The 22,828-nt window shown below is 69.6% G+C and carries 18 protein-coding genes and 2 pseudogenes; 13 read left to right on the top strand and 7 right to left on the bottom strand.

Annotated elements, in window-relative coordinates; translation table 11 throughout:
• Positions 1 to 225: 225 nt before the first annotated feature.
• Entirely contained in the window at positions 226 to 1,230 is a 1,005-nt protein-coding gene (locus QTQ03_RS20675) for a Gfo/Idh/MocA family oxidoreductase (RefSeq protein ID WP_289279483.1), read from the bottom strand.
• A 393-nt stretch (positions 1,231 to 1,623) separates the two neighbouring features.
• Between QTQ03_RS20675 and QTQ03_RS20680 the strand changes: the two genes are divergently transcribed.
• Both QTQ03_RS20680 and QTQ03_RS20685 read left to right on the top strand, forming a co-directional pair.
• The gene (locus QTQ03_RS20680) at positions 1,624 to 1,995 is read left to right on the top strand and encodes an ArsR/SmtB family transcription factor (protein WP_289279123.1); all 372 of its coding nucleotides are present in this window, start codon (positions 1,624 to 1,626) and stop codon (positions 1,993 to 1,995) included.
• Between the two features lie 545 nt (positions 1,996 to 2,540).
• Complete coding sequence (locus tag QTQ03_RS20685) at positions 2,541 to 2,984, top strand: BP74-related protein (protein ID WP_289279484.1); 444 nt, start codon at positions 2,541 to 2,543, stop codon at positions 2,982 to 2,984.
• Between the two features lie 245 nt (positions 2,985 to 3,229).
• On the opposite strand, the gene fdhF is transcribed toward QTQ03_RS20685, so the two are convergent.
• Both fdhF and QTQ03_RS20695 read right to left on the bottom strand, forming a co-directional pair.
• Positions 3,230 to 5,905: a formate dehydrogenase subunit alpha gene (gene fdhF / locus QTQ03_RS20690; protein WP_289279485.1), complete on the bottom strand. Its 2,676-nt coding sequence runs from the start codon at positions 5,903 to 5,905 to the stop codon at positions 3,230 to 3,232.
• The gene (locus tag QTQ03_RS20695; RefSeq protein WP_289279486.1) at positions 5,906 to 7,666 is read right to left on the bottom strand and encodes an NAD(P)H-dependent oxidoreductase subunit E; all 1,761 of its coding nucleotides are present in this window, start codon (positions 7,664 to 7,666) and stop codon (positions 5,906 to 5,908) included. It abuts the gene before it with no gap.
• Between the two features lie 80 nt (positions 7,667 to 7,746).
• Between QTQ03_RS20695 and QTQ03_RS20700 the strand changes: the two genes are divergently transcribed.
• Positions 7,747 to 7,929, top strand: a complete 183-nt coding sequence (locus QTQ03_RS20700; protein ID WP_289279487.1) for a hypothetical protein — start codon at positions 7,747 to 7,749, stop codon at positions 7,927 to 7,929.
• A 345-nt stretch (positions 7,930 to 8,274) separates the two neighbouring features.
• On the top strand, positions 8,275 to 9,702 hold the full coding sequence (locus tag QTQ03_RS20705; protein ID WP_289279196.1) for an IS1380 family transposase: 1,428 nt from the start codon (positions 8,275 to 8,277) through the stop codon (positions 9,700 to 9,702).
• A 107-nt stretch (positions 9,703 to 9,809) separates the two neighbouring features.
• On the opposite strand, the gene QTQ03_RS20710 is transcribed toward QTQ03_RS20705, so the two are convergent.
• Entirely contained in the window at positions 9,810 to 10,706 is an 897-nt protein-coding gene (locus QTQ03_RS20710; protein WP_289279488.1) for a hypothetical protein, read from the bottom strand.
• 335 nt (positions 10,707 to 11,041) lie between these two features.
• On the opposite strand from QTQ03_RS20710, the gene QTQ03_RS20715 reads away from it, so the two are divergent.
• The 4 genes from QTQ03_RS20715 to QTQ03_RS20730 all read left to right on the top strand — a co-directional run bounded on the left by QTQ03_RS20715 (position 11,042) and on the right by QTQ03_RS20730 (position 14,408).
• A complete protein-coding gene (locus QTQ03_RS20715) occupies positions 11,042 to 12,460 on the top strand; it encodes an IS1380 family transposase (RefSeq protein ID WP_502889681.1) in 1,419 nt (472 codons plus the stop codon).
• 413 nt (positions 12,461 to 12,873) lie between these two features.
• On the top strand, positions 12,874 to 13,257 hold the full coding sequence (locus tag QTQ03_RS20720; protein WP_289279489.1) for a VOC family protein: 384 nt from the start codon (positions 12,874 to 12,876) through the stop codon (positions 13,255 to 13,257).
• A 246-nt stretch (positions 13,258 to 13,503) separates the two neighbouring features.
• The gene (locus tag QTQ03_RS20725) at positions 13,504 to 14,181 is read left to right on the top strand and encodes a GGDEF domain-containing protein (RefSeq protein ID WP_289279490.1); all 678 of its coding nucleotides are present in this window, start codon (positions 13,504 to 13,506) and stop codon (positions 14,179 to 14,181) included.
• The gene (locus tag QTQ03_RS20730; protein ID WP_289279491.1) at positions 14,178 to 14,408 is read left to right on the top strand and encodes a hypothetical protein; all 231 of its coding nucleotides are present in this window, start codon (positions 14,178 to 14,180) and stop codon (positions 14,406 to 14,408) included. Before QTQ03_RS20725 ends, QTQ03_RS20730 begins: the two co-directional genes overlap by 4 nt.
• An 83-nt stretch (positions 14,409 to 14,491) precedes the next feature.
• Here QTQ03_RS20730 and QTQ03_RS20735 read toward each other — a convergent pair whose 3' ends face one another.
• Positions 14,492 to 15,166, bottom strand: a complete 675-nt coding sequence (locus tag QTQ03_RS20735; protein ID WP_289279492.1) for a flavin reductase family protein — start codon at positions 15,164 to 15,166, stop codon at positions 14,492 to 14,494.
• A 68-nt stretch (positions 15,167 to 15,234) separates the two neighbouring features.
• On the opposite strand from QTQ03_RS20735, the gene QTQ03_RS20740 reads away from it, so the two are divergent.
• Both QTQ03_RS20740 and purB read left to right on the top strand, forming a co-directional pair.
• Positions 15,235 to 15,957 (top strand): helix-turn-helix domain-containing protein, encoded by a 723-nt coding sequence (locus tag QTQ03_RS20740; RefSeq protein WP_289279493.1) that lies wholly within the window; start codon positions 15,235 to 15,237, stop codon positions 15,955 to 15,957.
• A gap of 112 nt (positions 15,958 to 16,069) precedes the next feature.
• A complete protein-coding gene (gene purB / locus QTQ03_RS20745) occupies positions 16,070 to 17,494 on the top strand; it encodes an adenylosuccinate lyase (protein ID WP_289279494.1) in 1,425 nt (474 codons plus the stop codon).
• Between the two features lie 116 nt (positions 17,495 to 17,610).
• Here purB and QTQ03_RS20750 read toward each other — a convergent pair.
• Positions 17,611 to 18,177 (bottom strand): annotated as a pseudogene (locus QTQ03_RS20750) (YbjQ family protein).
• Positions 18,178 to 18,201: 24 nt separating this feature from the next.
• A complete protein-coding gene (locus QTQ03_RS20755) occupies positions 18,202 to 18,885 on the bottom strand; it encodes a S1 family peptidase (RefSeq protein ID WP_289279496.1) in 684 nt (227 codons plus the stop codon).
• Positions 18,886 to 19,282: 397 nt separating this feature from the next.
• On the opposite strand from QTQ03_RS20755, the gene purS reads away from it, so the two are divergent.
• From purS to purL, 3 genes and pseudogenes are all read left to right on the top strand, one after another.
• A complete protein-coding gene (gene purS, locus QTQ03_RS20760; protein WP_289279497.1) occupies positions 19,283 to 19,546 on the top strand; it encodes a phosphoribosylformylglycinamidine synthase subunit PurS in 264 nt (87 codons plus the stop codon).
• Entirely contained in the window at positions 19,543 to 20,226 is a 684-nt protein-coding gene (gene purQ / locus QTQ03_RS20765; RefSeq protein WP_289279498.1) for a phosphoribosylformylglycinamidine synthase subunit PurQ, read from the top strand. Before purS ends, purQ begins: the two co-directional genes overlap by 4 nt.
• Before the next feature lie 67 nt (positions 20,227 to 20,293).
• Positions 20,294 to 22,682: pseudogene (purL, locus tag QTQ03_RS20770) on the top strand (phosphoribosylformylglycinamidine synthase subunit PurL); the annotation flags it as partial.
• Between the last annotated feature and the right edge of the window lie 146 nt (positions 22,683 to 22,828).

The raw sequence follows: 22,828 nt of genomic DNA on the forward strand, positions 1-22,828 counted from the left end.
AGACGCACCGCCAACCCAGGCGTCGGGATGGCGTGCCGGTAGGACACCGAAGAGGCTGCCGATGACACGAACCGCGCCGGACCGCGCTGCGCGGTGGACGCCAGAGCCGAGGGCGACGCCCCCAGCCTAGGTGAAATGCGGGGTCGGGCTGCCCGTTTCCGATGACGCTCACCGGGCCGCCGGCTGATAGGACACGCGCCGGCAGCGTCGCCGGGCAGGAGCGCCTCAGAAGCCCGGGATCTCACCCATCCGTACCGGTCGCCGCTCCTGCTGGGACAGCTGGCACGCCTCCGCCACGCGTAGCGCCTCCACCGCGTCCCGACCATCACACGGATTGTCCAACTCCCCGCGTGCGACTTGCAGGAAGGCGTCGATCTCGGCCTCGAAGGCCGACGCGAAGCGTTCCTGGAAACTCCGTCTCGGTTGGTCTGGCGGGCGCGGACGCTGCGGTTCGACGGAGGTTACCGGCGTATGGCCGTCGAGGCCGACGGCGATCGTGTCCGACTCCCCGCACAACTCCGTGCGGATGTCGTAGCCGGCGCCGTTGCAGCGGGTGGCCGTGGCGGCGACGAGCGTTCCGTCGTCCAGGACCAGCACCACCACCGCGGTGTCGAAGTCTTCGACATCACCGAACATCGACGGCCCGGCGTCCGAACCGGAGGCGTAGACTTCGGCGACCTCCCGGCCGGTGATCCAGCGCACCATGTCGAAGTCATGGATCAGCGCATCGCGGTATATTCCGCCCGATATCCGCAGGTATGAGGCGGGTGGCGGAGCGGGGTCCGCGCCGACGGTACGAATGGTGTGCAGTCGACCGAGCCGCCCGGACCGTACCAGTCCGCGGCCGGTTAGATAACCCGCGTCGAAGCGACGCATGAAACCAATCTGGAGCACGGCGTCCGCGGCCCGCACGTCGTGCACCGTGTCCATTGATTCGGGCAGGTCCAGCCCGATGGGCTTCTCACAGAACGCCGGCAGGCCGGCACGAACCGACTGCCTGATCAGACCCGGGTGTGCGGTGGTCGTGGAGGCGATGACGACCGCGTCCGCCCCACTGTTGAAGACCTCGTCGACCGAGGGGGCGGCGGTGGCACCGAGGCGATCCGCCACCGCACGCGCTCGGCGGTTGTCGATGTCCGCGACCACCAAGGAATCAACGTCGGGGTGACGGCTCAGAGTGGCGGCATGAATACCGCCCATCCGCCCCGCTCCGACGAGTGCAACCCGCATGAGCCGATTATGTGATGGCCGAAAGTCGTCGGCGCGATTTCCGGTCATTCTCGAACACAACGCGGCGCGAGGTGGCCGGCCACCAACAGCGCGGTGACGCCGGCCGCCGAGTAGCCGGAGACCAACCCTGTTCGGCCCCGTGCCGACCACCATCAGTCGGCACGCCAACGACTACAGCCACCCGCGTCCGCCCGTCCCGCGGTGGGCACAACGACCGCCTACGCAGCGGGCCATGGAGAGTACGTCGCCGCAGGCCAGCGCCGCGGCTTCAGGTGCTTCAACCTTGCGAGAGGCCCAGCTCACACAGCGCGTGCGGCAGATGTTGGTTCGGCCCGGCGCTGGTCGTGGTTTTGCCGGCCCATCGATAGTGTCGGCGATTTCATTCGTGCAACTATGGAGGACGTGGGAACTACGAGGACTGCTGTGCCTGTCATCTCGCCGCTTGCTGGCGAGCCGATCAAGCGTGCCGAAGCCGAGCGGTTGGCGGGGGTGCTGAAGGCGGTTGCTGATCCGGCGCGGTTGCGGCTGCTGAGTCTGATCCAGTCGGCTCCGGAGGGTGAGGCGTCGGTGAGTGACCTGACCGCGCCGCTCGGTCTGTCTCAGCCGACCGTGAGTCATCATCTTCGGATTCTCACCGAGGCTGGTCTGCTCGAGCGCGAGAAGCGGGGTGTCTGGGCGTACTACCGGCTGGTGCCGTCGGCGATAGCGGCGATCGCCGATCTTTTGACGCCGCCTCGGAAGCGGGCGACGAAGCGCGTCCGCTGAACGGCACCACCGACGGCCGGGCGTCGGCCGGGCGGGCCGCGGAGGGTGACCGACGCGCAGGGGGTCGGGCCACAACGGATGTTGAGTCCGACCCTGCGCCGCGGCCTGCCGCCGAGTAACTCCCTGCTGGCGAGGCAACCCGTGTTCGCCACGAATCCCGAGTGGTGTTCGGCGAGCGCGGGGGCGACCACCGGCCACGAGGTGCCTGGTCACGATCGGCGCAGACGACTGTGCGACCGGCGCCGGCGACCGCCGTCTCGGCCGACCGCCGCTGCCAGGTGGTGGGCCTTCACCGAGCAGGCACACCCGGGTGGCCTGCTCGGTGAATGACCTGCCCGGACGGGCTCGATCCGGGCAGCGCCAGCGGCGTTTGCGTAGGGAGCTGCACCGCGCGGCAATCTTAGATTCGTAATGCAGAAATGTTTTCTACCTTAGATCTTAAGGCAAGGCCACTGCCGATCTGTTGATTGTTAGGATCTTCGCGGTAGGCTCACTCCACCGTGGATCACAAGTCCGCGCGAGTAGGCCAACTACCAGGAGAACCTTTGCGCGCCACGAAGATCGCACTGTCCGTTGCCGCCGTTCTGGCTGGCGTTGTCACCGGGGCGGCTCCGGCCGTCGCGGCGCCCAGCACCGACGTCGAGATCGACGGTTACGTCGCCACCATCCAGGTGGTGGACGAGTCCTTCAAGGTCCACCTGACCGACCCGGCTGCCATCTCGGCCGCGTTCGACGTGCTGAACGGCAAGAGCAACCAGCATCCGACCGGCACAATCGACCGCAGCGGCCCGGAGCACAACACCGGCTACCAGTGGCACCTCGACACCGGGACGGTGCGGTTCGTCGACATGTCGATCGAGGTGTGCGACGGCAAGCCGTCCGATGTGAGCAACGTGGACTTTTGGACGCTGCCCTTCTACTGCCCGTGGATTGGCAAGGTCGTCAAGATGGAGCGCCTACCGGTGACCGAGGAACAACCGGTTCGCTGACCTTGCTGAACGGGGCTCTCCGCCGACGAGGCGGAGAGCCCCGTTGGTGCTGGGCTGCTCGGCCGGTCGGTGCCGTCTTGGACGTCCGGAACCGCCGGGCCCATGCCCGCAGCCCGCGAGACCATCCCTACCGCATCTGTTGACGTGGTTCGACCGGGGGACCGGTCACGCGACGTCCAGCCCCACCCGCCACGTCCGACCCGGCAGGCCGCGCGGCGTGCGGTGGTGCCAGACCGGCTATCCGGTCAGACGGGACGCAGCGATACGGCGGTCACCTTGTATTCGGGGCACCCGGTCTCGGCGTCCGTGGCGTCTGAGGTGAGGGCGTTGGTGGGAGTGTCGGGGAAGCTGAAGGCGGTGAACAACTGGCCGGGTCCGACCGTCTCGGTCACGTGGACGGGGAAGATCACGGTCGCCCGCCGGCTGGTCACCCCGAGGAGGTCTCCGTCGGCCAGCCGGAGCCGGGCGGCGTCGTCCGGATGCAGATCGAGCACTTCATGAGGGCGAAGGTCATTGTTGGGCGTCCGGCGACTCATCGAGCCACTGTTGTAGTGCACGAGCCGACGCCCGGTGATCAGGAGGTACGGGAAGGCGGCGTCGGGTTGTTCGCCCGGCGGCAGGTACGGCCGCGCGGCCAGTGCGGCACGTCCGTCGGGAGTGGCAAAGGAGTCGAGGTAGAGGCGCCCCTCGCCGGGGTGGTCGGTGGCGCGGCACGGCCAGTGCAGTGGTCCGTCCCGGTCGAGCCGGGCGTGGGAGATGCCGGCGAAGGTGGGGGTCAGCGTGGCGCACTCGGCCATGGCGTCGGCGGGGGTAGGGCAGCCCAGGTCGGCCCCCATCGCGCGGGCGAGCAGCCGCAGGATGTCGAAGTCGGGTGTGGCCTGCCCGGGTGGCGCCAGCGCGGGGCGGACCCGCTGTACCCGCCGGTCGAGGTTGACGAACGTGCCGTCCTTCTCGAGAAACGACACGGCAGGGAACACCACGTCGGCGAGTTCGGCGGTGTGGGAGAGAAAGAGGTCGTGGCTGACGACGAGGTCGCAGGCGGCCAGCGCCGCACGCACGTTTCCGCTGTCGGGGTCGGTCTGGGCGATGTCCTCGCCGATGACGTACATGGCCCGTATCCGGCCGGCGATCGCAGCGGCGAACATGTCCAGGATCCGTAACCCGGGATCGGCGGGCACGTCCGCTCCCCAGGAGCGGGAGAACCGAGCCCGGATCTCGGCGTCGGTGACGTGTTGATAGCCGGGCAGCAGGTCCGGCAGGGCGCCCATGTCCGAGGCGCCCTGAACGTTGTTCTGCCCGCGCATCGACAGCACGCCGCAGCAGCCCGGCGTGCCGACGGCGCCTTTCAGGATGGCGAGGTTCGCCAGGGTGCGGACCCCATCGGTACCGTGGACGTGTTCGGTGACGCCGAGCCCGTAGACGATCGCCGGGCGCCGGGCGGTGCCGTAGAGACGGGCCGCCGTGGCGAGCGTTTCGGCTGGCACCCCGGCCAGCCGTGCCGCACGGTCCACCGGGTAGTCGTGCAGCAACTCCGTCAGGTCTGCCAACCCGCTGGCCCGGGTGCGGAGGAACTCCCGATCCGCGTGTCCCTCGTCGAGGAGCACTCGGGCGATGCCGTTGAAGACGGCGACGTTGGAGCCGGGTGTGGCCTGGACGTGGACGTCGGCCAGCTCGGCGAGGTCGATCCGCCGCGGGTCGATGACGATGAGCCGGGCGCCGCGCAGGACCAGCTGTTTGATCCGGGCTCCGATGACCGGGTGGGCTTCGGTCGGGTTGGCGCCGGCGATCAGGATGCAGTCGGTGTCGTCGAGGTCGTCGACGGAGTTGGTGCCGCCGGCGTGGCCGAACGCGGCGGTCAGCCCGAGCGCGGACGGGGCGTGACAGAGCCGGGAGCAGTTGTCGACGTTGTTGGTGCCGAGGACGACGCGGGCGAACTTCTGGGCGAGGTAGTTCTCCTCGTTGGTCGCCCGGGCCGAGGAGATCATGCCGATGGCATCGGGCCCGTGCCGGTCGCGAATCGCGCCTAGCCGGGTCGCCACCGCGGCGAGCGCCTCTTCCCACGACGCCGGTTCCAGTGGGGAGTCGCGCCCGTGGCGGCGCAGCAGCGGCGTGGTCAGCCGGTCCCGGGACCGGGTGAAGGCGTGTGCGAACCGTCCCTTGATACAGGCGTGGCCGCGGTTGACCGCACCGCGCTCGGGCGTGATCGCGGCGATGTCGCCGTCCCGTACGTGCACCCGCAGGCTGCACCCCACACCGCAGTATCCGCAGGTGCTGGTGGTCGTCCCGGTGACCGGGCGCGGGTCGAGTAGGCCCGGCTCGGACAGCGCGCCACTCGGGCAGGTGTCGACGCAGCCGCCGCAGGCCACGCACGGCGACGACAGCCACGGTCCGCCGGTGCCGGCGGCGACGACGGTGTCGAACCCGCGCCCGGTCAGGGAGAGTGCGAACGTGCCCTGCACCTCCGCACACATGCGTACGCACCGGTTGCAGGCGATGCACAGGTCCCCGTCGAGTTTCACGTACGGGTGGGAGTGGTCGACGCCCGTGGCCCGAACGGCCCCGTCGAACCGGCTTTCCGTGACGCCGAGCTGCCGACAGGCGCGGACCAGCTCGCTGCGCTCGGCGGGGAGGTCGAGGGCGCGGGCCGGCAGCTGGGAGACGAGGAGTTCCAGTGCGAGCTGTGCCGATGTGCGGGCGGCCGGGTCGTCGGTGTGTACGACCATGCCCTCGATGGCCGCTGTCGTGCAGGCCGGCATCGCCCGTCCGGCTACACCGACCAGGCACACGCGGCACGACCCCTGTGGGGTGAGCCGCTCGTCGTAGCAGAGGGTCGGCAGCATCGCCCCGGCCGCCCGTACGGCGTCCAGCACAGTGGCTCGCTCGGCGACCTCGACGGCGACGCCGTTGACCGACAACCGCATCTACTCGCCCGCCATGCTCGTGCCGCTGGGTGCTGCCTGGCGCAGCTCGTCCGCGTACACCCGCAGCAGACTGCGCACCGCACCGGACACCCCCCACCCGAACGCGCAGAGGCTCGCCCCTGTCAGGACCTCCAGCAGCGGTTCGTGGGCGGCGAGTGCCGCCGCGGTCTGGGCGGGTTCCCCGATGCGCTCGGCAAGCTCGAGCCCACGGCGGGTGCCCACCCGGCAGGGTGTGCAGGCTCCGCAACTTTCCGCGGCGCCGAACGCCCAGGCGTGCTGCAGGATCGCGGCGGCCGACACGGTCGTGTCGATCGCAACGAGGCTCGCATGTCCCAGCGCGACGCCGGCCTCCGCGAGTGGCCGGGACAGCAGCGGGAGGTCGAGCTGGTCCGGGCTGAGGAAACCGCCGAGCGGCCCGCCGACCTGCACCGCGCGGAGCTGGTAGGGCTCGCGTGGTCCGCCGCCGAGATCCTCCACCAGGTGGCGCAGAGGCACGCCGAACTCCACCTCGTACACCCCTGGCAGGCGGAAACACTGGTTCAGGCAGATCAGCTTGGTGCCCGGTTCGTCTGGGTGGCCCAGGCGGGCGTACGCGGCACCGCCGTGCCGAACGATCCAGGGCACGGCCGCCAGGGTCTCCACGTTGTTGACCGCGGTCGGCTTCCCGAGGTAGCCGTGGCTGGTGGGGTACGGGGGACGCGGCTGGACGGCCGCCCGCAGCCCGGCCAGGGCGTGCAGCAACGCGGTCTCCTCCCCGGCGACGTACGACCCGGCGCCCACCACGATCTCCACGTCGAAGTCGACGGGCGAGCCGTGTACCCGGGTGCCCAGGTGTCCCGCTTCGCGCGCCTGCGCCACCGCGGCACGCAACTGGTCGGCGGCCGCCGGGTACTCCGATCGCACGAGGATCAGCCCGCGCTGTGCCCCCACCGCGAAGCCGGCCAGCGCCAAGCCCTCCAGGACCCGGTGCGGATCGCTCTCCATCAACAGTCGATCACAGAACGAGCCCGGGTCCCCCTCGTCGCCGTTGGCCACCACATATCGTGGTGCGGGCTCATCCGCGGCCGCGGACCACTTTCTTCCCACCGGAAAACCGGCTCCACCCCGTCCGCGTAGGCCCGACGCGGCGACCTCCGCCATGACTTGATCGGGTGAACCGCAAGCCACGACGCCCGGCCACACCTCCCACGGGGACTCGTCGCCGACCAGCCCGGCCAACACCACCGGACGCCCCACCGCGCTTGCGTACGGGATTTCCGCCGCCCGCATTTTCAACGGCTCCACCCAACCGGGCCTCGTCCGCCGCTGTGCGGCATGTGGATCGCCGAACAATCCGCCGAGAATCTCACCACTCCCCGGCTGTTCCCCGTCGAGAATCGCGGGCGAGTCGTAGCAGTACCCGAGACACCGCACACCCTGCAGCGACACCGACCCGTCCACCGCGCACTCGCCCAGGCGTACCCCCAGCGCCTTCTCGATGCGCGCGATGTGCTGACCCTGCCCACTCACGAAGCACGAGGTTCCCTCGCACACCCGGATGTGCCGCCGGCCCCGGCGGCCCTCGGCGAAGTCTGCGTAGTAGGTCGCCGAGCCCGTGACGGCAGCCACCGGCCAACCGAACTCACCGGCTGCCCGCGCCAGGTCGTCGGCGTCGACCCGCCCGTCTTCCGACTGCGCCAGCCGGAGCCGGTCCAGCATCCGCGTGCCCGGCCGGCGCAGCCGCTCCTGCAACTCGACGAACGCCTCCCGTGGCTCGCCCATTCGCGTTTCCTCCCGCGCGCTGACTCTGTGGCAAACGTACGTCCGTTTCGAGTCGGCTCGCGGCTGAATGTGTACCTTGGGTGGACAGTGAGCAGATCCTCCAGCTGGGGGTACGCGATCGACGTGGCCAACCGGTCCGGGACGGTTCGCACCCGACCGGCCGTAGCCCGACCGGGCGGCACACCAGTCGGGTCCGGCGGGTGCCGGCTACCACGAACGCCGTGAGCGATTTCGCCGCGGATCTGGTGACGGCCGGAGTGTAGAAGGCCATCGTGGGAGGCACGTCGGACTACTGGCGGATCCGGTTCTATTTCGTGGCGGCCGCGGGTCTGGACGTGTGGCTGGTCAACGTCCGCGATGCGAAGGATCTGCCTGGATGGTCGAAGGCCGACAAGCTGGAGGGCCTACTCCTGTCCGCGGTCCGCACTACAGTCCCTGTTCCTGGCGGATCGCGGTCCTGCCGTTGCGCGGCCGAGGGGCGGTCGTGCCGGCCTCGTCCGTTCAGAGCGGATTTGATTCATCGAGGGTCATGAAGGAAAGGTGCGCCTGGCCTGCAAGGATGTGAGTGTCTACGTCATGTCCACAGCAGAGTCGGGTGCACCTTTCTGGTGAGTAAGAGTAGCGGGTGGGATCAGCGGCTGCAGGTCGCGGCGGGTGGGAAGGGTTTGGTCGGGCATGCCGGCGCGGTTTTGCTGCGGCGGTGCGCGGACCGGACCGGGCTGGCCTGGGCGTTGAACGCGGTGCTGCCTCGCGGTGCGGGGCCGGGGTGGTGGGACCGGGGCACGGTCTTGATCTGCCTGGCGACCGCGATCGTGCTCGGCGCGACCAGCATGTCCGACATCGGGCTGCTCGCCCATCAGGCGCTGGTGTTCGCCGAGCCACCGTCGGAAGCGACCGTGCGCCGTGCTCTGGCCGGCCTCGACGAGACCGCCCTGCGCCGGATCGCCAAGGCGCGGGCGAAGGCCCGCGCCCGGGTCTGGGAGCTTCTCGAGCGCCGGCCGCAGGGGTTTCCGTGGCTGCTGGTGGCGGGCAAGCTGCTGACCGGGTGGGTGGTCATCGATCTGGACGCCACCCTGATCACCGCTCACTCCGACAAGCAGGGCGCGGCGGCCACGTTCAAGAAAGGCTTCGGGTTCCACCCCCTCGGGGCGTGGTGCGCGAACACCAGTGAGAGCCTGGCCATGCTGCTGCGGCCGGGCAACGCCGGCTCGAACACCGTGGTTGATCACATCCGGGTGTTGGGTGAGGCGGTCGCCCAACTGCCGGTCAGATACCGGCGCAAGATCCTGGTGCGGGTCGACGGGGCCGGCGCCACCCACGACCTGGTGACCCACCTGGAGCAGATGAACCGGCTGTGGCGCAGCGTGAAGTTCACTGTCGGCTGGACGATCACCGACGCCGACGAGACCGCGATCGCCGTGCTGCCCGCCGATGCCTGGACCAGCAGCCTCGAACCCGACGGTAATGCCACCGATCAGGCGCAGGTCGCCGAGCTGACCGGCCTCAACCAGCGGGTCGGCAACTGGATCGACGGGCTACGGCTGATCGTGCGGCGGACCAGACCGTCCACCCGACACGTCAGGAACCTAACCGACCTGGAGAAACGTACCGGCTGGCGGTACGCGATCGTCGCCACCAACATCCGCCGCATCCACGGCGTGGCCGGCTCTCACCAGCCGCAATGGCTCGACGTGCTGCACCGTTCGCACGCCGGAGTGGAAGATCAGGTGCGCACGAACAAGGCCATGGGCCTGCGAAACCTGCCCTCGAAGGCCTGGACCGTCAACCGCGGCTGGGTCCTAGCCGCGAACATCGCCGCCGATCTGGCCGCCTGGACCCGACTGCTCGGCCTGCACGACCAGCCCGACCTCGCCGACGCCGAACCCGGCACCCTGCGCTACCGGCTGCTGCACCTACCCGCCAAGCTGGCCAGCCACGCCCGCCGGAAGATCCTGTCCATCCCCGACACCTGGCCCTGGGCTGAGGCGTTCCAACTCTGCTGGCACCGCCTAGGCCTGATACCCCCGCCGACCTGACCCGTCCCCCCGGCCCTACCAGCAGAGAAACCACCCGGACCTGGAGAACCGGCGCCCGCGCAGCGACACGCGCCGACCCCGACCCCCAACCGCGTGGGACAAAACGGTCAAACCGAAACGGACGGCGAGGGATCAAAACCCTCTGACGAATCGAGGCCGGCGGAGGGGATTACCACCAAATCCGCTAGTGGGGTCTCGATCGCGTCTTCTAACGGCCGGGAGAGGTAGAAGTCGGCATAGAAATACCCGTCGGCTTCCATGCCCGAGGGGTCCAGCCCCCGCGCCGCCAACTCCGACAGGGCCCACTCCCGTTCGGCGTCGTCGATGAACTGTCGCTGCCGAACGGGCTGATCCGCCTTTTCGGTCACCAGTCCACGTCCTGCGAGCACTTCGGAGATTGGCCCGTAGTCATACGTCCGAAGGCAAAAAGCGGCCACCCAGGGTGGCTTTTCAGTGCACGTAAGTAGTCGCCCAAAGGTCCGTTCGGTGACATAACCGATGCCGCCGGTGGTCGTGATGAGATCGACCGTCGGCATTGTCTTGGCCAGCTCGGGTGACGGCCCTGCCGCCTCCAGGTTCTCGATGAACACACCGTCGAGCGCGCCGACCGCGACGGCGTGCCGGGCGGCGTTCTCGGCGACGTCCAGCCCCAGGACGTGGGGAGCGCCTGGCCGGGTTCGCTGGCTCAGTAGTTCGCTCTCGGCGCGACGCACCTGGTCTACGGTCCGTCCGTCGCCGACCGCACTCTGGTAGTACGTGTAGACATCGTCGAGGGCGAGGTCCGTCTTGGTGAGTAGCCCGACGATGCCGTAAGAACAGCATACGTCGAGTACGGTTGGTCGGTGGTCGCCTCCCCACGGCCGGGCATTGATCAGTTGGTTGAAAACGGTAGCTCCGTGCTGCGGAATCTCGTACCTGAACTGTCGTAGGTTCGTGTAGTAAGCGCGAGGTGTCTTCTGATTGTAGATTCCGCTGAAGTCGGCCTTACCGGACTCATCGGTCAACTTTCGACTCCCTGCTCTCTGGGCGCGCACCCCGACGCGCGGTTGTCGGCAGTGGTGCGCCGACAGCAGGATATGGCGACTTCGGAGCTAATCCAAGTCGGCAAACCAGCCGACACGTTCCGAGCGGGGCTGCCGTGCTCCTCTCCTCACCGCCGTTACCTGGCAATTCAAAGATCGCCTCAGGCTCTCCGATGGTACTTGCCGACCGCCCCTTAGCCTGGGCCCTTCGTTAAGGGCGGTCCACATCGTGGATCATGAAAGGAAAGGTGCCTTCTGACCTGGGAAGATAGGACTTGCTGAGGGTCTCATCTATCCCGAGGGAAGGCACCTGTCAGGTGAAGAGTACCGGAACACGACCGAAGATCATCGTCAGTAGCGATGGACGTGGCGTGGTCGGCCACGCGGGTGCCCGTTTGCTGGCCGACATCGCGGACGTAACCGGGTTGACCGGCGGGTTCAGCGAGGCCCTGGCCAGGCTGCGGCAGCGGCAGGGCGGGCATGACCCGGGTCGGGTCGCCGTGGACCTCGCGGTGATGATCGCCGACGGTGGTGAGGCGATCAGCGATCTGGCGGTGCTGCGGGACCAAGCGGGGCTGTTCGGCGCGGTCGCCTCGGATCCTACCGCGTGGCGGGTGCTGTCTGGTGTGGATGATGCTGTTCTGGCCAGGCTGCGGATGGCCCGCGCTGCCGCGCGGGAGTTGGCGTGGGCGCAGTCGGCCGAGACCCGCGACGGGCTGCCGGTGTCGATGGCGGCTGGTGCGCCGGTGTCTGGGCTGGTGCTGGATCTGGACGCCTCGATCGTGATCTGCCACTCGGAGAAGGAGCAGGCGTCCAAGACGTGGAAGAAGACCTTCGGATATCACCCGTTGTTCTGCTTCCTGGACAACACCCGGGAGGCGTTGTCCGGGCTGCTGCGCGCCGGGCGGGCGGGGTCGAACACCACCGCCGATCACATCAGCGTTCTCGACGACGCCCTGGCGCAGATCCCCGACGTCCACCGGTACGGCACCGACATCCTCGTCCGCTCGGATTCGGCCGGCTGCACGTACGGGTTCCTGCGCCATATCCGGTCGTTGCGTGAGCACGGTATGAACACGTTCTTCTCCGTCGGGGTGGCCATCGGGGAGGCGATCCGCGACGCGATCAAGCAGGCTGCGGGGCACCCCGAGCAGTGGGTACCGGCCCTGAACGCCGACGGCCAGCCACGCGACGGCGCCCAGGTATGCGAGATCACCGGCCTACTACCGGCCGACCTGCGGGCCAACTACCCCGACGGCACCCGGTTCATCGTGCGCCGGGAACGCCCGCACCCCGGCGCACAACTGTCGCTGTTCGACACCATCGAAGGCTTCCGCCACCAGGTGATGGCCACCGACACCGGCCCCGGCAACGGATCCATCCAGCATCTGGAGGCCCGCCACCGCGCTCACGCCCGCGTCGAGGACCGCATCCGCACGGGCAAGGACACCGGGTTCGGCCGCTTCCCATCCCGGGTGTTCGCCATCAACGCCGCCTGGCTGGAACTCGCCTTGTGCGCCATCGACCTGCTTGCCTGGACCCAACACCTGCTGCTCGACGGCGACCTCGCCACCGCCGAACCCAAGACACTGCGCTACCGACTGCTGCACGTCGCCGCCCGCATCACCCGCTCGGCCCGCCGCACGAAGCTGCGCATCGCCGAAGGCTGGCCCTGGGCCGACCAGCTCGTCACCGCGTTCGACCGGCTGGCCGTGCTGCCCCAGCCCGTCACCTGAACCCCAACCCCACGCCCCGACGAGTACCCCCATGGAGGAACCCGGCCACCGCGTCGGGTCCTCGCCGTGCCCATACCCCGATCGATCACCAAATGAAGATCAACAAATGCAAACAGGGCCTTGATCAACAGTTAGCGAAAGACTGAGGTTAGCCGTCCACGGAGCGCCTCGAACGGTGCCGGGTTCTCCTCGTTGACGGCCATCCGTTGCCGCCTCGACCACCCGCGTCCAGGTTGAGACCGGCGCTGCAGGCCTCGGCGCACCGCGGTCAATGGCTCCCGCCGCAGCGGGGCGAGCGTGCGCCGGGATCGCCGGCGTTGGCCGCGGCAGGCGCACGCATTGCCACCCCCTTTCTCCGTACGGCATACGGTGTACAATGTACAAAGTATCCGCACCATCAGGGGAAGGGCTCCATGAAGATCACCTCCACTGCCGTGTCACTAAATGTCGATGATGTCCCCGGCTCCAGTGCCTTCCTGACCGAGCACTTCGGATTTCGCCAGGAGATGACCGCGGACGGGTTCGCCTCGTTGACCCGCGACGACTCCGGGATGAACGTCATCCTGCTGCGGCGCGGGCTCGCCACCCTGCCCGCCGACCAGCGTGACGAGCACGCCCGTGGGCTGATCCTGGCGTTCGTGGTCGACGACCTGGAGGGCGAGTTGGCCCGACTGCAGGCCGAGGGCGTCAGCATCACCATGCCGCTCACCGTCGAGGAATGGGGCGAGCGCGCCTTCCAGGTCCGCGACCCGAACGGAGTCATCGTCCAACTCGTCGACTGGAACGGCGCCCGGTAGCCCTACCGCACATCCAGGCGCGATCGAGACGGTCGATCTCGCGGGCCGACCGGGACGCCGCCTCACCGCCTATCGCCGGCTTCGGGGCGTATTCCGGTCGGCCACCGGATCGCCGGCAGGTGCGGAACGGGGTTCGGTTTCGCACCTGCCGGCAGCACCCAACGATCGACTCATCGAGATCCGTTGTATCAGCGGCGGGTGTCAGCACCTCTACCAGGGCATGTCTCCCGGATCGGAGGTGGGCCGATGGTCACGGAGGTTGTGCTCCCCGCTGTTGGCGTGGTGTCGCTGCTGGGTCATGTGTGGGCTGCTCGCACGGTGCGTGGGCTGCGTGGCCGGTTGGCGGAGGCCCGGCGTGGGGCGGTCACGGACCCGCTGACGGGCTTGGCCAACCGTGCGGGCCTGACCCAGGCGCTCGACGAGTTGGACGGCGAGTCCTACGACCTGGTCCTGGTGGACCTCGACCGGTTCAAGCCGGTCAACGACACCTGGGGCCACGCCGCTGGCGACCGGCTGCTGGTCGGGATCGCGGGCCGGCTGTCAGTGCTCCTGGAGAGCATCGACGGCGCGGTGGTCGCCCGGATCGGTGGCGACGAGTTCGTGCTCGCGTCGCCGTCGCGGGCACCGCTGGCGCAGATTCTCGGTGCGGAGGTCATCCAGGCCCTGGCGGAGCCGGTCGAGGTCGCTGCCGGGGTGACGGTGACGGTGACCGCCAGTGTCGGCGCGGTCCACGCGGCCGCCGGAGAGGACCGGTCACGGGTGCTGGCGGCAGCCGACGCCGCCGCGTACGAGGCGAAGGTGCGTGGCGGGGACGGCGTCGTCGAGCACTGCCCGCTGACCGGGCTGCCGGAGGTGGAGCAGCGTCCGCTGCTGCGGATGCGGGAGCTGGCCGCCCTCACCGCCGCGCTGGGGGTGACGGCATGACGACCCCGACCGCATTGGACATGGCTACGGTGTTGGACCGCTACCGGGCCGAGCTGCGGGACCTGACGGACATCGAGCTGGAGCGTCGGGCGACGACGGTGGCAGCCCTGCCCGGCCGGCTCGCCGCCGGGATGCGGCGCCTGGTGGACGCCGAGCGGGAGTACCGGCAGGCCGTTCGCCGGCCGGTCCCGCCGACCCGGCCCCGGCAGGAGTGTGAAGGAGATTGACCGGGGCAGGGCCGCACGCGGCGGCCCTTACTCCGGCTGGCCGTGGTTCCACGGGTTCACGGGCTTGGCCGCCCGTCGCGCCGCTACGCCGTGGTAGGGGCGGGGCAGTTGCTTCGCCGGGGTGTCTGGGAGCGGAAGCTGCGGCCGAGTTCGGGGCCGAGTCCGTAGTAGTGGCGAAAGCTGTAGATCAGCGGGCTCCATGCGGCCGGGTCGATGTGCTGGGAGTCGGGGATGACGACACGCGGATCGGCGTGGACCTTGAGCACGTGGGCTTCGACGATGAGGAATGCTCCGGAGACGTCCGGCTGGACGCGGGCCGCGCAGGCCTCCAGCTGGATGGGGCATTCGGCGACTCGGGGCGGCCGCACCAGCTCGGCGGGCTCAGGTCGTAGGCCGGCAGCGGCGAACTTGTCCGGCTCGAACCTGAAGGTGCCGCGTTTGTGCGCGGGGATCGGGGTGCGCCCGGTCAGCGGCGCCAGTCGTTCCACCGCCGGCCACTGGGCGGGCGTGGGAAGGTTGATCACCAGATCGGGACGGCTGCGGAGGTTGTGCGCGGTCTGCCCCTCGACGCCCAGGCCGAGGACGATCACCTGGCCGAGTGCCCAGGCCGAGGACATCGGCGCCAGATTGAAGGAACCGTTCTCGTTTTCGGTCGAGAGCAGTGCGACCGGCGTTCCGAAATACAGGATGCTCGGTGTGACCGTCACATGGGCGACCGACGTTTCGCAGGGTGTGTGGCCGGATGTCGCGATGTCCATGCGGCTCGACCGTAGGGCGAAAACTCTTCGGTGTTCGCCGAAGGACCGCGCGTGGATGATGGACCGCAATGAGACCCAATGACGCGCAGGTCGCGGGTCCGGACCTGGCCGCGCTGGCTGGGCTGCTGGCCGACGCCACTCGCGCAAGCTTCTGCCTGGCGCTGCTGGACGGACGAGCATGGACCGCGATCGAATTGGCGCGCCACGCCGGGGTGGCCGCCTCGACCGCGACCGAGCACTTGAATCTCCTCGTCGGGGGAGGATTGCTTGCGCAGGAGCGCCAGGGCCGGCATCGCTACGTTCGCCTTGCCGATCCCGACACGGCCCAACTGATCGAAAACCTTGCCGCGATGGCTCCTCGACGTGCCACTCCGTCTCGTTCACTGTCCGCCGTCAACCGCAGCCGGGCACTGGCCCGCGCCCGCACGTGCTACGACCACCTTGCGGGCGCTCTCGGAGTCACGATCACCGAGGCGATGACCGGTCGAGGGCTGCTGGACTGGGAGCGGGGGCTGACGCTCACCGGCATCGGGACCGTCTGGCTGAGCGAACTCGGCATCGCATCAGCGCTCGCCACGCGCCGTCCGCCGGTCCGCTCGTGCCTGGACTGGACGGAACGCCGCCCTCATCTGGCCGGTGCCGTCGGTGCCGCCATCTGCCGGCACGCCTTCGACTCCCGCTGGATCACTCGGATCGGCACCAGCCGCGCCGTCGCTCTCACCGACGCCGGCCGACGCGCGCTCCAGGACCACCTCGGCCTGTCCGACGACATGCATACTTCCGTCAGGTGAGGACCGACTCGTCCGGATCAGACACGCCGGCTACCCGCGCCTCACTGGTGTGCTCCCCGGCGCGGGCGATGGCACTGCGGCCGCGAACGGCGCGTACGGGAGAATGCGGCACGTGACGACGATTCCGAACGTGCTCGCCAACCGGTACGCCTCGCCCGAGTTGGTTGCCATCTGGTCACCGGAGGAGAAGATCCGGATGGAGCGGCGGCTCTGGCTCGCCGTCCTGCGGGCCCAGCGGGATCTCGGCGTGACCGTGCCGGACGGGGTGGTCGAGGCGTACGAGCGGGTGCTCGGCCAGGTCAACCTGGCCTCGATCGCGGAGCGGGAGCGGATCACCCGACACGACGTGAAGGCCCGGATCGAGGAGTTCAGCGCGCTCGCCGGGCACGAGCACGTACACAAGGGGATGACCTCGCGGGACCTGACGGAGAACGTCGAGCAGCTCCAGGTGCGCGCGTCGCTGGAACTGATCCGGGACCGGGTGGTCGCCACCCTGGCCCGGCTCGCCCGGCTGGCGGTCGAACACTCCGAGCTGGTCATGACGGGCCGCTCGCACAACGTCGCGGCGCAAGCCACCACGCTGGGTAAGCGCTTCGCATCGGCGGCTGAGGAACTGCTGGTCGGCTACGAGCGGCTGGACGATCTCATCGGGCGGTACCCGCTGCGGGGGATCAAGGGCCCGGTGGGCACCGCCGCCGACCAGCTCGACCTGTTCGACGGCGACGCGGACCGGGTGGCCGAGCTGGAGCGGCGGGTTGCGGAGCACCTCGGCTTCCGCCGGGTGTTGGACAGTGTCGGCCAGGTCTACCCGCGCTCGCTGGATTTCGACGTGCTCTCGGCGCTCGCGCAGGTCGCGGCCGGGCCGTCCTCGCTGGCCACCACGATCCGCCTGATGGTCGGCCAGGAGCTGGCCACCGAGGGCTTCAAACCGGGCCAGGTCGGCTCCAGCGCGATGCCGCACAAGATGAACACCCGCTCCTCGGAGCGGGTGAACGGCTTCGCCGTGATCATCCGGGGCTACCTGTCGATGGTCGGTGAGCTGGCCGGGGACCAGTGGAACGAGGGGGATGTCTCCTGCTCGGTGGTTCGCCGGGTGGCGCTGCCGGACGCCTTCTTCGCCGCCGACGGGCTGTCTCAGACGATCCTCACCGTGCTGGACGAGTTCGGGGCGTACCCGGCTGTGATCAACCGGGAGCTGGAGCGTTTCCTGCCGTTCCTCGCCACCACCAGGATCCTGGTCGCGGCGGTTCGCCGCGGCGTCGGCCGCGAGGTCGCCCACGAGGTGATCAAGGAACATGCCGTCGCCGTCGCCCTCGCGATGCGCGAGAAGGGCACCTCGGAGAACGACCTCTTCGACCGCTTGGCGGCCGACCGTCGCCTGAACCTGAGCCGCGCCGACATCGAGACCCTGGTCGCCGACCGCACCGCCTTCACCGGCGCCGCTCCCGCCCAGGTCCAGCGCGTGGCCGACCGGGTGGCGAGCATCGTCCGCACCCACCCCCACGCCGCCGCCTACACCCCACCCCCCATCCTGTGACCGGCCCCACCCGTTGATCGACCACTCTCTCGTTGATCACGATCTCTCCGGCGAAGTCGATCCTCCTGTCTGTCGCAGCCCGGGATCGACGCCGTCGACGCGGGTGGGTGCGGCGGTCAGGAATCGCGGGTGGGAGTTTCGGCGGCGGTGCGCAGGGTCGGGGCGCTGGCTGGCTCGGCGATGCCGCCGGGTGTCTCCGCGATCTCGCCCTCGTGGGCGGTTTCCGCCGCGACGAGCGGCTGGTCGGGGGGCATGACGTCGGGCATCGTGGGCACCACGATCACCGCCGTGCCGTATGCGCAGATCTCCATCCACATCTCGCCGCAGTCCCGGCTGTCGAAGCGCATCCCGATCACGGCGTTGGCGCCGAGCCGGCGAGCCTCCTCGCCCAGCCGGGCCACCGAGTCGGTCCGCCAGCGGGTCAGGTTGTCCGGCGCCAGCGGGTCGTACGCGCCGCCGCGCAGGTTCTTCACGCCCTCGCGGTACGGGTTCCGCGTCCTGGCCATCGAGGAGACCACCTCGCCGAGAATCTGGCGGACCTCGTAGCCGGGAAGTTGATCCGTCGTCACGACCAGCACGTTTCCGATGCTGTCAGCCAGTCGTGGCACTCATCGTGAGCCTTGTTCACCTGGTCGGATGCTGAAAAACCGCGCGGTGCGGACGCTCGGCGCTCGGCCGGCCATCCGCACCGCCGGTGGTGCTAACCGTCAGACACCGGCCACAGAGGCGATCCAGGCCCGGTTGTACGCGACACTGCCGTAGTTCTGGATGTTGAAGCCGTTGGCGGTCGACGCGACGCCGACCTGTTGGCCGTTGTAGAACTGCGGCCCGCCCGAGTCGCCCCGCCACGCGTTGCCGTTGATCCGGGTGCTCCGGATGGCCTGCCCGCCGTACGCGTCGGTGGCACCGTTCGTGGTCACCCGCACGCTCGCGGTCTTCAGCTGGCTGGACGCCGAGCAGCCGATGTAGCAGGTCATTCCCCAGCCGAAGATCGAGTTGGTCGACCCGACCGGCGGGTTGCTGCTGGCCAGTACCACGTAGCTGGTGCTCACCGAGCTGGAGAGCCGCATCAGGGCCAGGTCGTACCGGCCGTAGGCGGCGCTCACGGTGCGGGTGACTCCGCCGGAGGCGCGGTAGACGCTGCCGACCCGGACGGACATCGACCCGCCGACGCAGTGTCGGGCGGTGAGCACCCACTGCGGGGCGATGATCGTGCCCGAACAGGTGAACGAGCCGTTGCTGAACACCGCGGCGGCCCACGGCGCGGACGAGACGGTGCCGCCGCCGATGATGTAGGGCGTCGGGGTCGGGCTGGCGAGGGCACCGGAGCTGGTGCCGAGCACACCGGCCATGGCGGTGGCGAGGATCGCGACCAGGGATCGGATACGCATGTGCGGGGACTCCTTCGGGGTTCGTCCCGGGTTCACCGGGTCTGGTCGGCAGACCGGCGTGTGAGGGTGGCTTGCCGGTCCGGGACATCTATCGACGTCTGACGATGTACGGTAGGGCGCCTGAGATGTCGTTCACAAGTACTTTCATAGAAAACAGTCAATTGATCTGGCTCTGCCTCGACCGGACAAGTCAGGCAAATCAGGCCCTGGGGCAACGGATCCGCATCGGGATCGCAACGAACCCGTATCGGTCTCCGGGCCGCCTCCGTGGCGCCGTCGATCACTGCGTGAACCGCGTACGGCCGGTGCGTCCGGGGCGGCATCTGCCAGGTAGGCTGGCTGCGCTCGCCCGTAGATGGGTCGGCACCCAACTGCGTACACAGTCAGGAGTGCCCCAGTGCCTCGCGTCGTCGTCGACGTCATGCTCAAGCCCGAGATCCTCGATCCGCAGGGTCAGGCTGTCGCAAACGCGCTGCCCCGGCTCGGCGTCGGCGACGTCGCCTCGGTCCGGATCGGCAGGCGGATCGAGATCGAGTTCACCGGTGAACCGGACCTGGACCGCGCTCGGGAGATCGCCGACAAGCTGCTCGCCAACCCGGTTATCGAGGACTTCACCGTCCGCCTGATCGAGGCCGACGAGACCGTGGACGCCCGCTCGTGACCGCGCGGGTCGGTGTGGTGACCTTCCCCGGTTCACTCGACGACGGGGACGCCGCGCGGGCCGTCCGGATCGCCGGCGCCGAGCCGGTCCGTCTCTGGCACGGTGACCCGCACCTGCACGGCGTGGACGCGGTCGTCCTGCCCGGTGGCTTCTCCTACGGCGACTACCTGCGCTGCGGGGCGATCGCCCGGTTCGCCCCGGTAATGGGGACGATCGTGGACGCGGCCCGGGGTGGCCTGCCGGTGCTCGGCATCTGCAACGGCTTCCAGATTCTCTGCGAGGCACACCTGCTGCCCGGGGCGCTGACCCGCAACCAGCACCTGCACTTCCGCAACCGCGACCAGGTCCTTCGGATCGAGTCGACCGGCACCGCCTGGACCAACGCGTTCCAGCCCGGGCAGGAGGTGCTGATCCCGGTCAAGAACGGCGAGGGCTGCTACGTTGCCGACACCGCGACGTTGGACCAGCTCGAGGCCGAGGGTCGGGTGGTTGCCCGTTACCTCGGCGGCAACCCCAATGGTTCCCAGCGCGACATCGCCGCCGTCACCAACTCCGCCGGCAACGTGGTCGGCATCATGCCGCACCCGGAGCATGCGGTGGAGGCGCTCACCGGCCCCTCGGTGGACGGCCTCGGCTTCTTCACCTCGGTGCTCAAGCACCTGGTGGGGGCCCCGGCGTGACCGTGCTCGGCACCACCGTTCGGCTCACCCGCCCGACGGGCGGCCCTGAGCGCAGCAAGGAGAAACCATGACCACCCAGGACCCGGTTCGGGACACCTCGGACGCCTTCCCGGCGGCGCCCGTCGCGCCGGCCCGGGAGACCGCGTTCACCGATTGGGCCGACGGTGTGGACACCGTGTCCCGCGCCGCCGGCACCCCGGACGAGCTCCAGCCGTACGCCGAGCTGGGCCTCCGGGACGACGAGTACGACCGGATCCGGCAGCTGGTCGGTCGCCGCCCGACCCAGGCCGAGCTGGCGATGTACTCGATCATGTGGAGCGAGCACTGCTCCTACAAGTCCAGCAAGGTGCACCTGCGCCAGTTCAGCGAGAAGGCGTCGAGCAGCGACCGGCTGCTGGCCGGCATCGGCGAGAACGCCGGCGTGGTCCGGGTCTCCGACGAACTGGCGGTGACCTTCAAGGTCGAGTCGCACAACCACCCGAGCTTCGTCGAGCCGTACCAGGGGGCCGCGACCGGCGTCGGCGGCATCGTCCGGGACATCCTCGCCATGGGTGCCCGCCCGGTGGCGGTGATGGACCCGCTGCGCTTCGGTGCCGCAGACCACCCGGACACCGCCCGGGTGTTACCGGGCGTGGTGGCCGGCGTCGGGGGCTACGGCAACTGCCTGGGCCTGCCGAACATCGGCGGCGAGGTCGTCTTCGACCCCTGCTACCAGGGCAACCCACTGGTCAACGCGCTCTGCCTCGGCGTGCTGCCGGTCAGTCGCCTGCAGAACAAGGCGGCGGTCGGCCCCGGGAACGTGGTCGTGCTGATGGGCGCCAAGACCGGCCGCGACGGCATCGGTGGCGTCTCGGTGCTGGCCAGCGCCACCTTCGACGAGGGTAGCGAGCAGCGCCGCCCGTCAGTGCAGGTGGGTGATCCGTTCACCGAGAAGCTGCTGATTGAGGCATGCCTAGAGCTGTACGACGCTGCGCTGATCGCCGGCATCCAGGATCTCGGCGGCGCCGGACTGACCTGCGCACTCACCGAGACCGCCGCCGCGGCCGGCACCGGCATGCGGGTCTGGTTGGAGCGAGTGCCGCTGCGCGAGCCCTCGATGGAACCACACGAGATCCTTGCCAGCGAGTCCCAGGAGCGGATGCTGCTGATCGTCGAGCCGGACAAGCTGGAGGCGGTGCTCAAGACCGCCGAGAAGTGGGGCGTGCTCGCGACTCCCATCGGCGAAGTCACCCCACCGGCACCAGACGGCCGGCCGGGACGCCTGGTCATCACCTGGCGGGACCATCTCGTGGTCGACGTGCCGCCGGGCTCGCTGGCCGACGACGGTCCGGTGTACGCCCGCCCGATGCGGGAGCCAGCCGACCTGATCCTGCTCCAGGCCGATCGCGCCGAGACACTGCCCCGGCCGAGTGACCCGGACGCGCTGCGGGCCACCGTGCTGCGCATGATCGCGTCGCCGAACCTGGCCGACAAGACCTGGGTCACCGAGCAGTACGACCGCTACGTGCTGGGCAACACCGTGCTCGCCCAGCCGGAGGACTCCGGCGTGATCCGGATCGACGAGCGCAGCGGCCTCGGCGTCGCGCTCTCCGTCGACGGCAACGGCCGGTACGCGCGCCTCGACCCCTACCACGGCGCGAAGCTGGCGCTGGCCGAGGCGTACCGGAATGTCGCGGTGACCGGTGCGAAACCGATCGCCGTCACGGACTGTCTCAACTTCGGCTCCCCGGAGGATCCGGGCGTGATGTGGCAGTTCGCCGAAGCCGTCCGCGGCCTCGCCGACGGCTGTGCCGAGCTGGGCATTCCGGTGACCGGCGGCAACGTCAGCTTCTACAACCAGACCGGCGCGGCGGCCATCCACCCGACCCCGGTGGTGGGCGTGCTCGGCATCCTGGAGAACGTGGCCGAGCGGGTACCGATGGGCTTCGTCCCGCGGGCCAGCGGCGACCACGACCAGATTTTCCTGATCGGCGACACCCACGTGGAACTCTCCGGTTCCGAGTGGGCGTGGGTGACCCACGAGCACCTCGGCGGCGTGCCCCCGCAGGTCGACCTCGCCCGCGAGCGGGCGCTCGCCAACCTGATCGCGGAATCCGCGCGGGCCGGTCACCTCGCCTCCGCGCATGACCTCTCCGACGGTGGGCTCGCGCAGAGCCTGACCGAGTCCTGCCTGCGGTGGGGTGTCGGCGCCCGGATCGCCGTCCCGGAACGGTTCGACGGCGGCTCGCTGCCGTTCGTCTTCCTGTTCAGTGAGTCCGCCGGTCGGGCGCTGGTCTCGGTGCCGCGCGGGCACGAGAAGGCGTTCACCGCACTGGCCGCCGAGCACGGGGTCCCGGTCGAGTTGATCGGTGTCACCGACCCGGCCGGTGCGCTGGAGGTGCACGACCAGTTCCGGATCGACCTGGACGAGTTGCGCGCCGCGCACACCGCCACCCTGCCCCGCCTTTTCGGCGTGCCGGCGGTTCCGGAACTGGCCACCCCGGCGCTCGGCGGGGCCAGCGATGGTCCGGAGACGAGAGGCGGTGTCGGCTCGCCGGGCGGCGTGATCGCTACGCCCGGCATCGCGACCACCGGGGAGCCGGCCGGGACCACCGACGACACC

The organism is Micromonospora sp. WMMA1363 (assembly GCF_030345795.1).
Taxonomy (GTDB): domain Bacteria; phylum Actinomycetota; class Actinomycetes; order Mycobacteriales; family Micromonosporaceae; genus Micromonospora.

Coding starts and splice junctions, on each gene's coding strand:
- QTQ03_RS20680 (WP_289279123.1), top strand. CDS start 1,624: ATGGAGGACGTGGGAACTACGAGGACTGCTGTGCCTGTCATCTCGCCG.
- QTQ03_RS20720 (WP_289279489.1), top strand. CDS start 12,874: ATGAAGATCACCTCCACTGCCGTGTCACTAAATGTCGATGATGTCCCC.
- QTQ03_RS20695 (WP_289279486.1), bottom strand. CDS start 7,666: ATGGGCGAGCCACGGGAGGCGTTCGTCGAGTTGCAGGAGCGGCTGCGC.
- fdhF (WP_289279485.1), bottom strand. CDS start 5,905: ATGCGGTTGTCGGTCAACGGCGTCGCCGTCGAGGTCGCCGAGCGAGCC.
- QTQ03_RS20755 (WP_289279496.1), bottom strand. CDS start 18,885: ATGCGTATCCGATCCCTGGTCGCGATCCTCGCCACCGCCATGGCCGGT.
- QTQ03_RS20675 (WP_289279483.1), bottom strand. CDS start 1,230: ATGCGGGTTGCACTCGTCGGAGCGGGGCGGATGGGCGGTATTCATGCC.
- QTQ03_RS20735 (WP_289279492.1), bottom strand. CDS start 15,166: ATGGACATCGCGACATCCGGCCACACACCCTGCGAAACGTCGGTCGCC.
- QTQ03_RS20740 (WP_289279493.1), top strand. CDS start 15,235: ATGAGACCCAATGACGCGCAGGTCGCGGGTCCGGACCTGGCCGCGCTG.
- QTQ03_RS20725 (WP_289279490.1), top strand. CDS start 13,504: ATGGTCACGGAGGTTGTGCTCCCCGCTGTTGGCGTGGTGTCGCTGCTG.
- QTQ03_RS20730 (WP_289279491.1), top strand. CDS start 14,178: ATGACGACCCCGACCGCATTGGACATGGCTACGGTGTTGGACCGCTAC.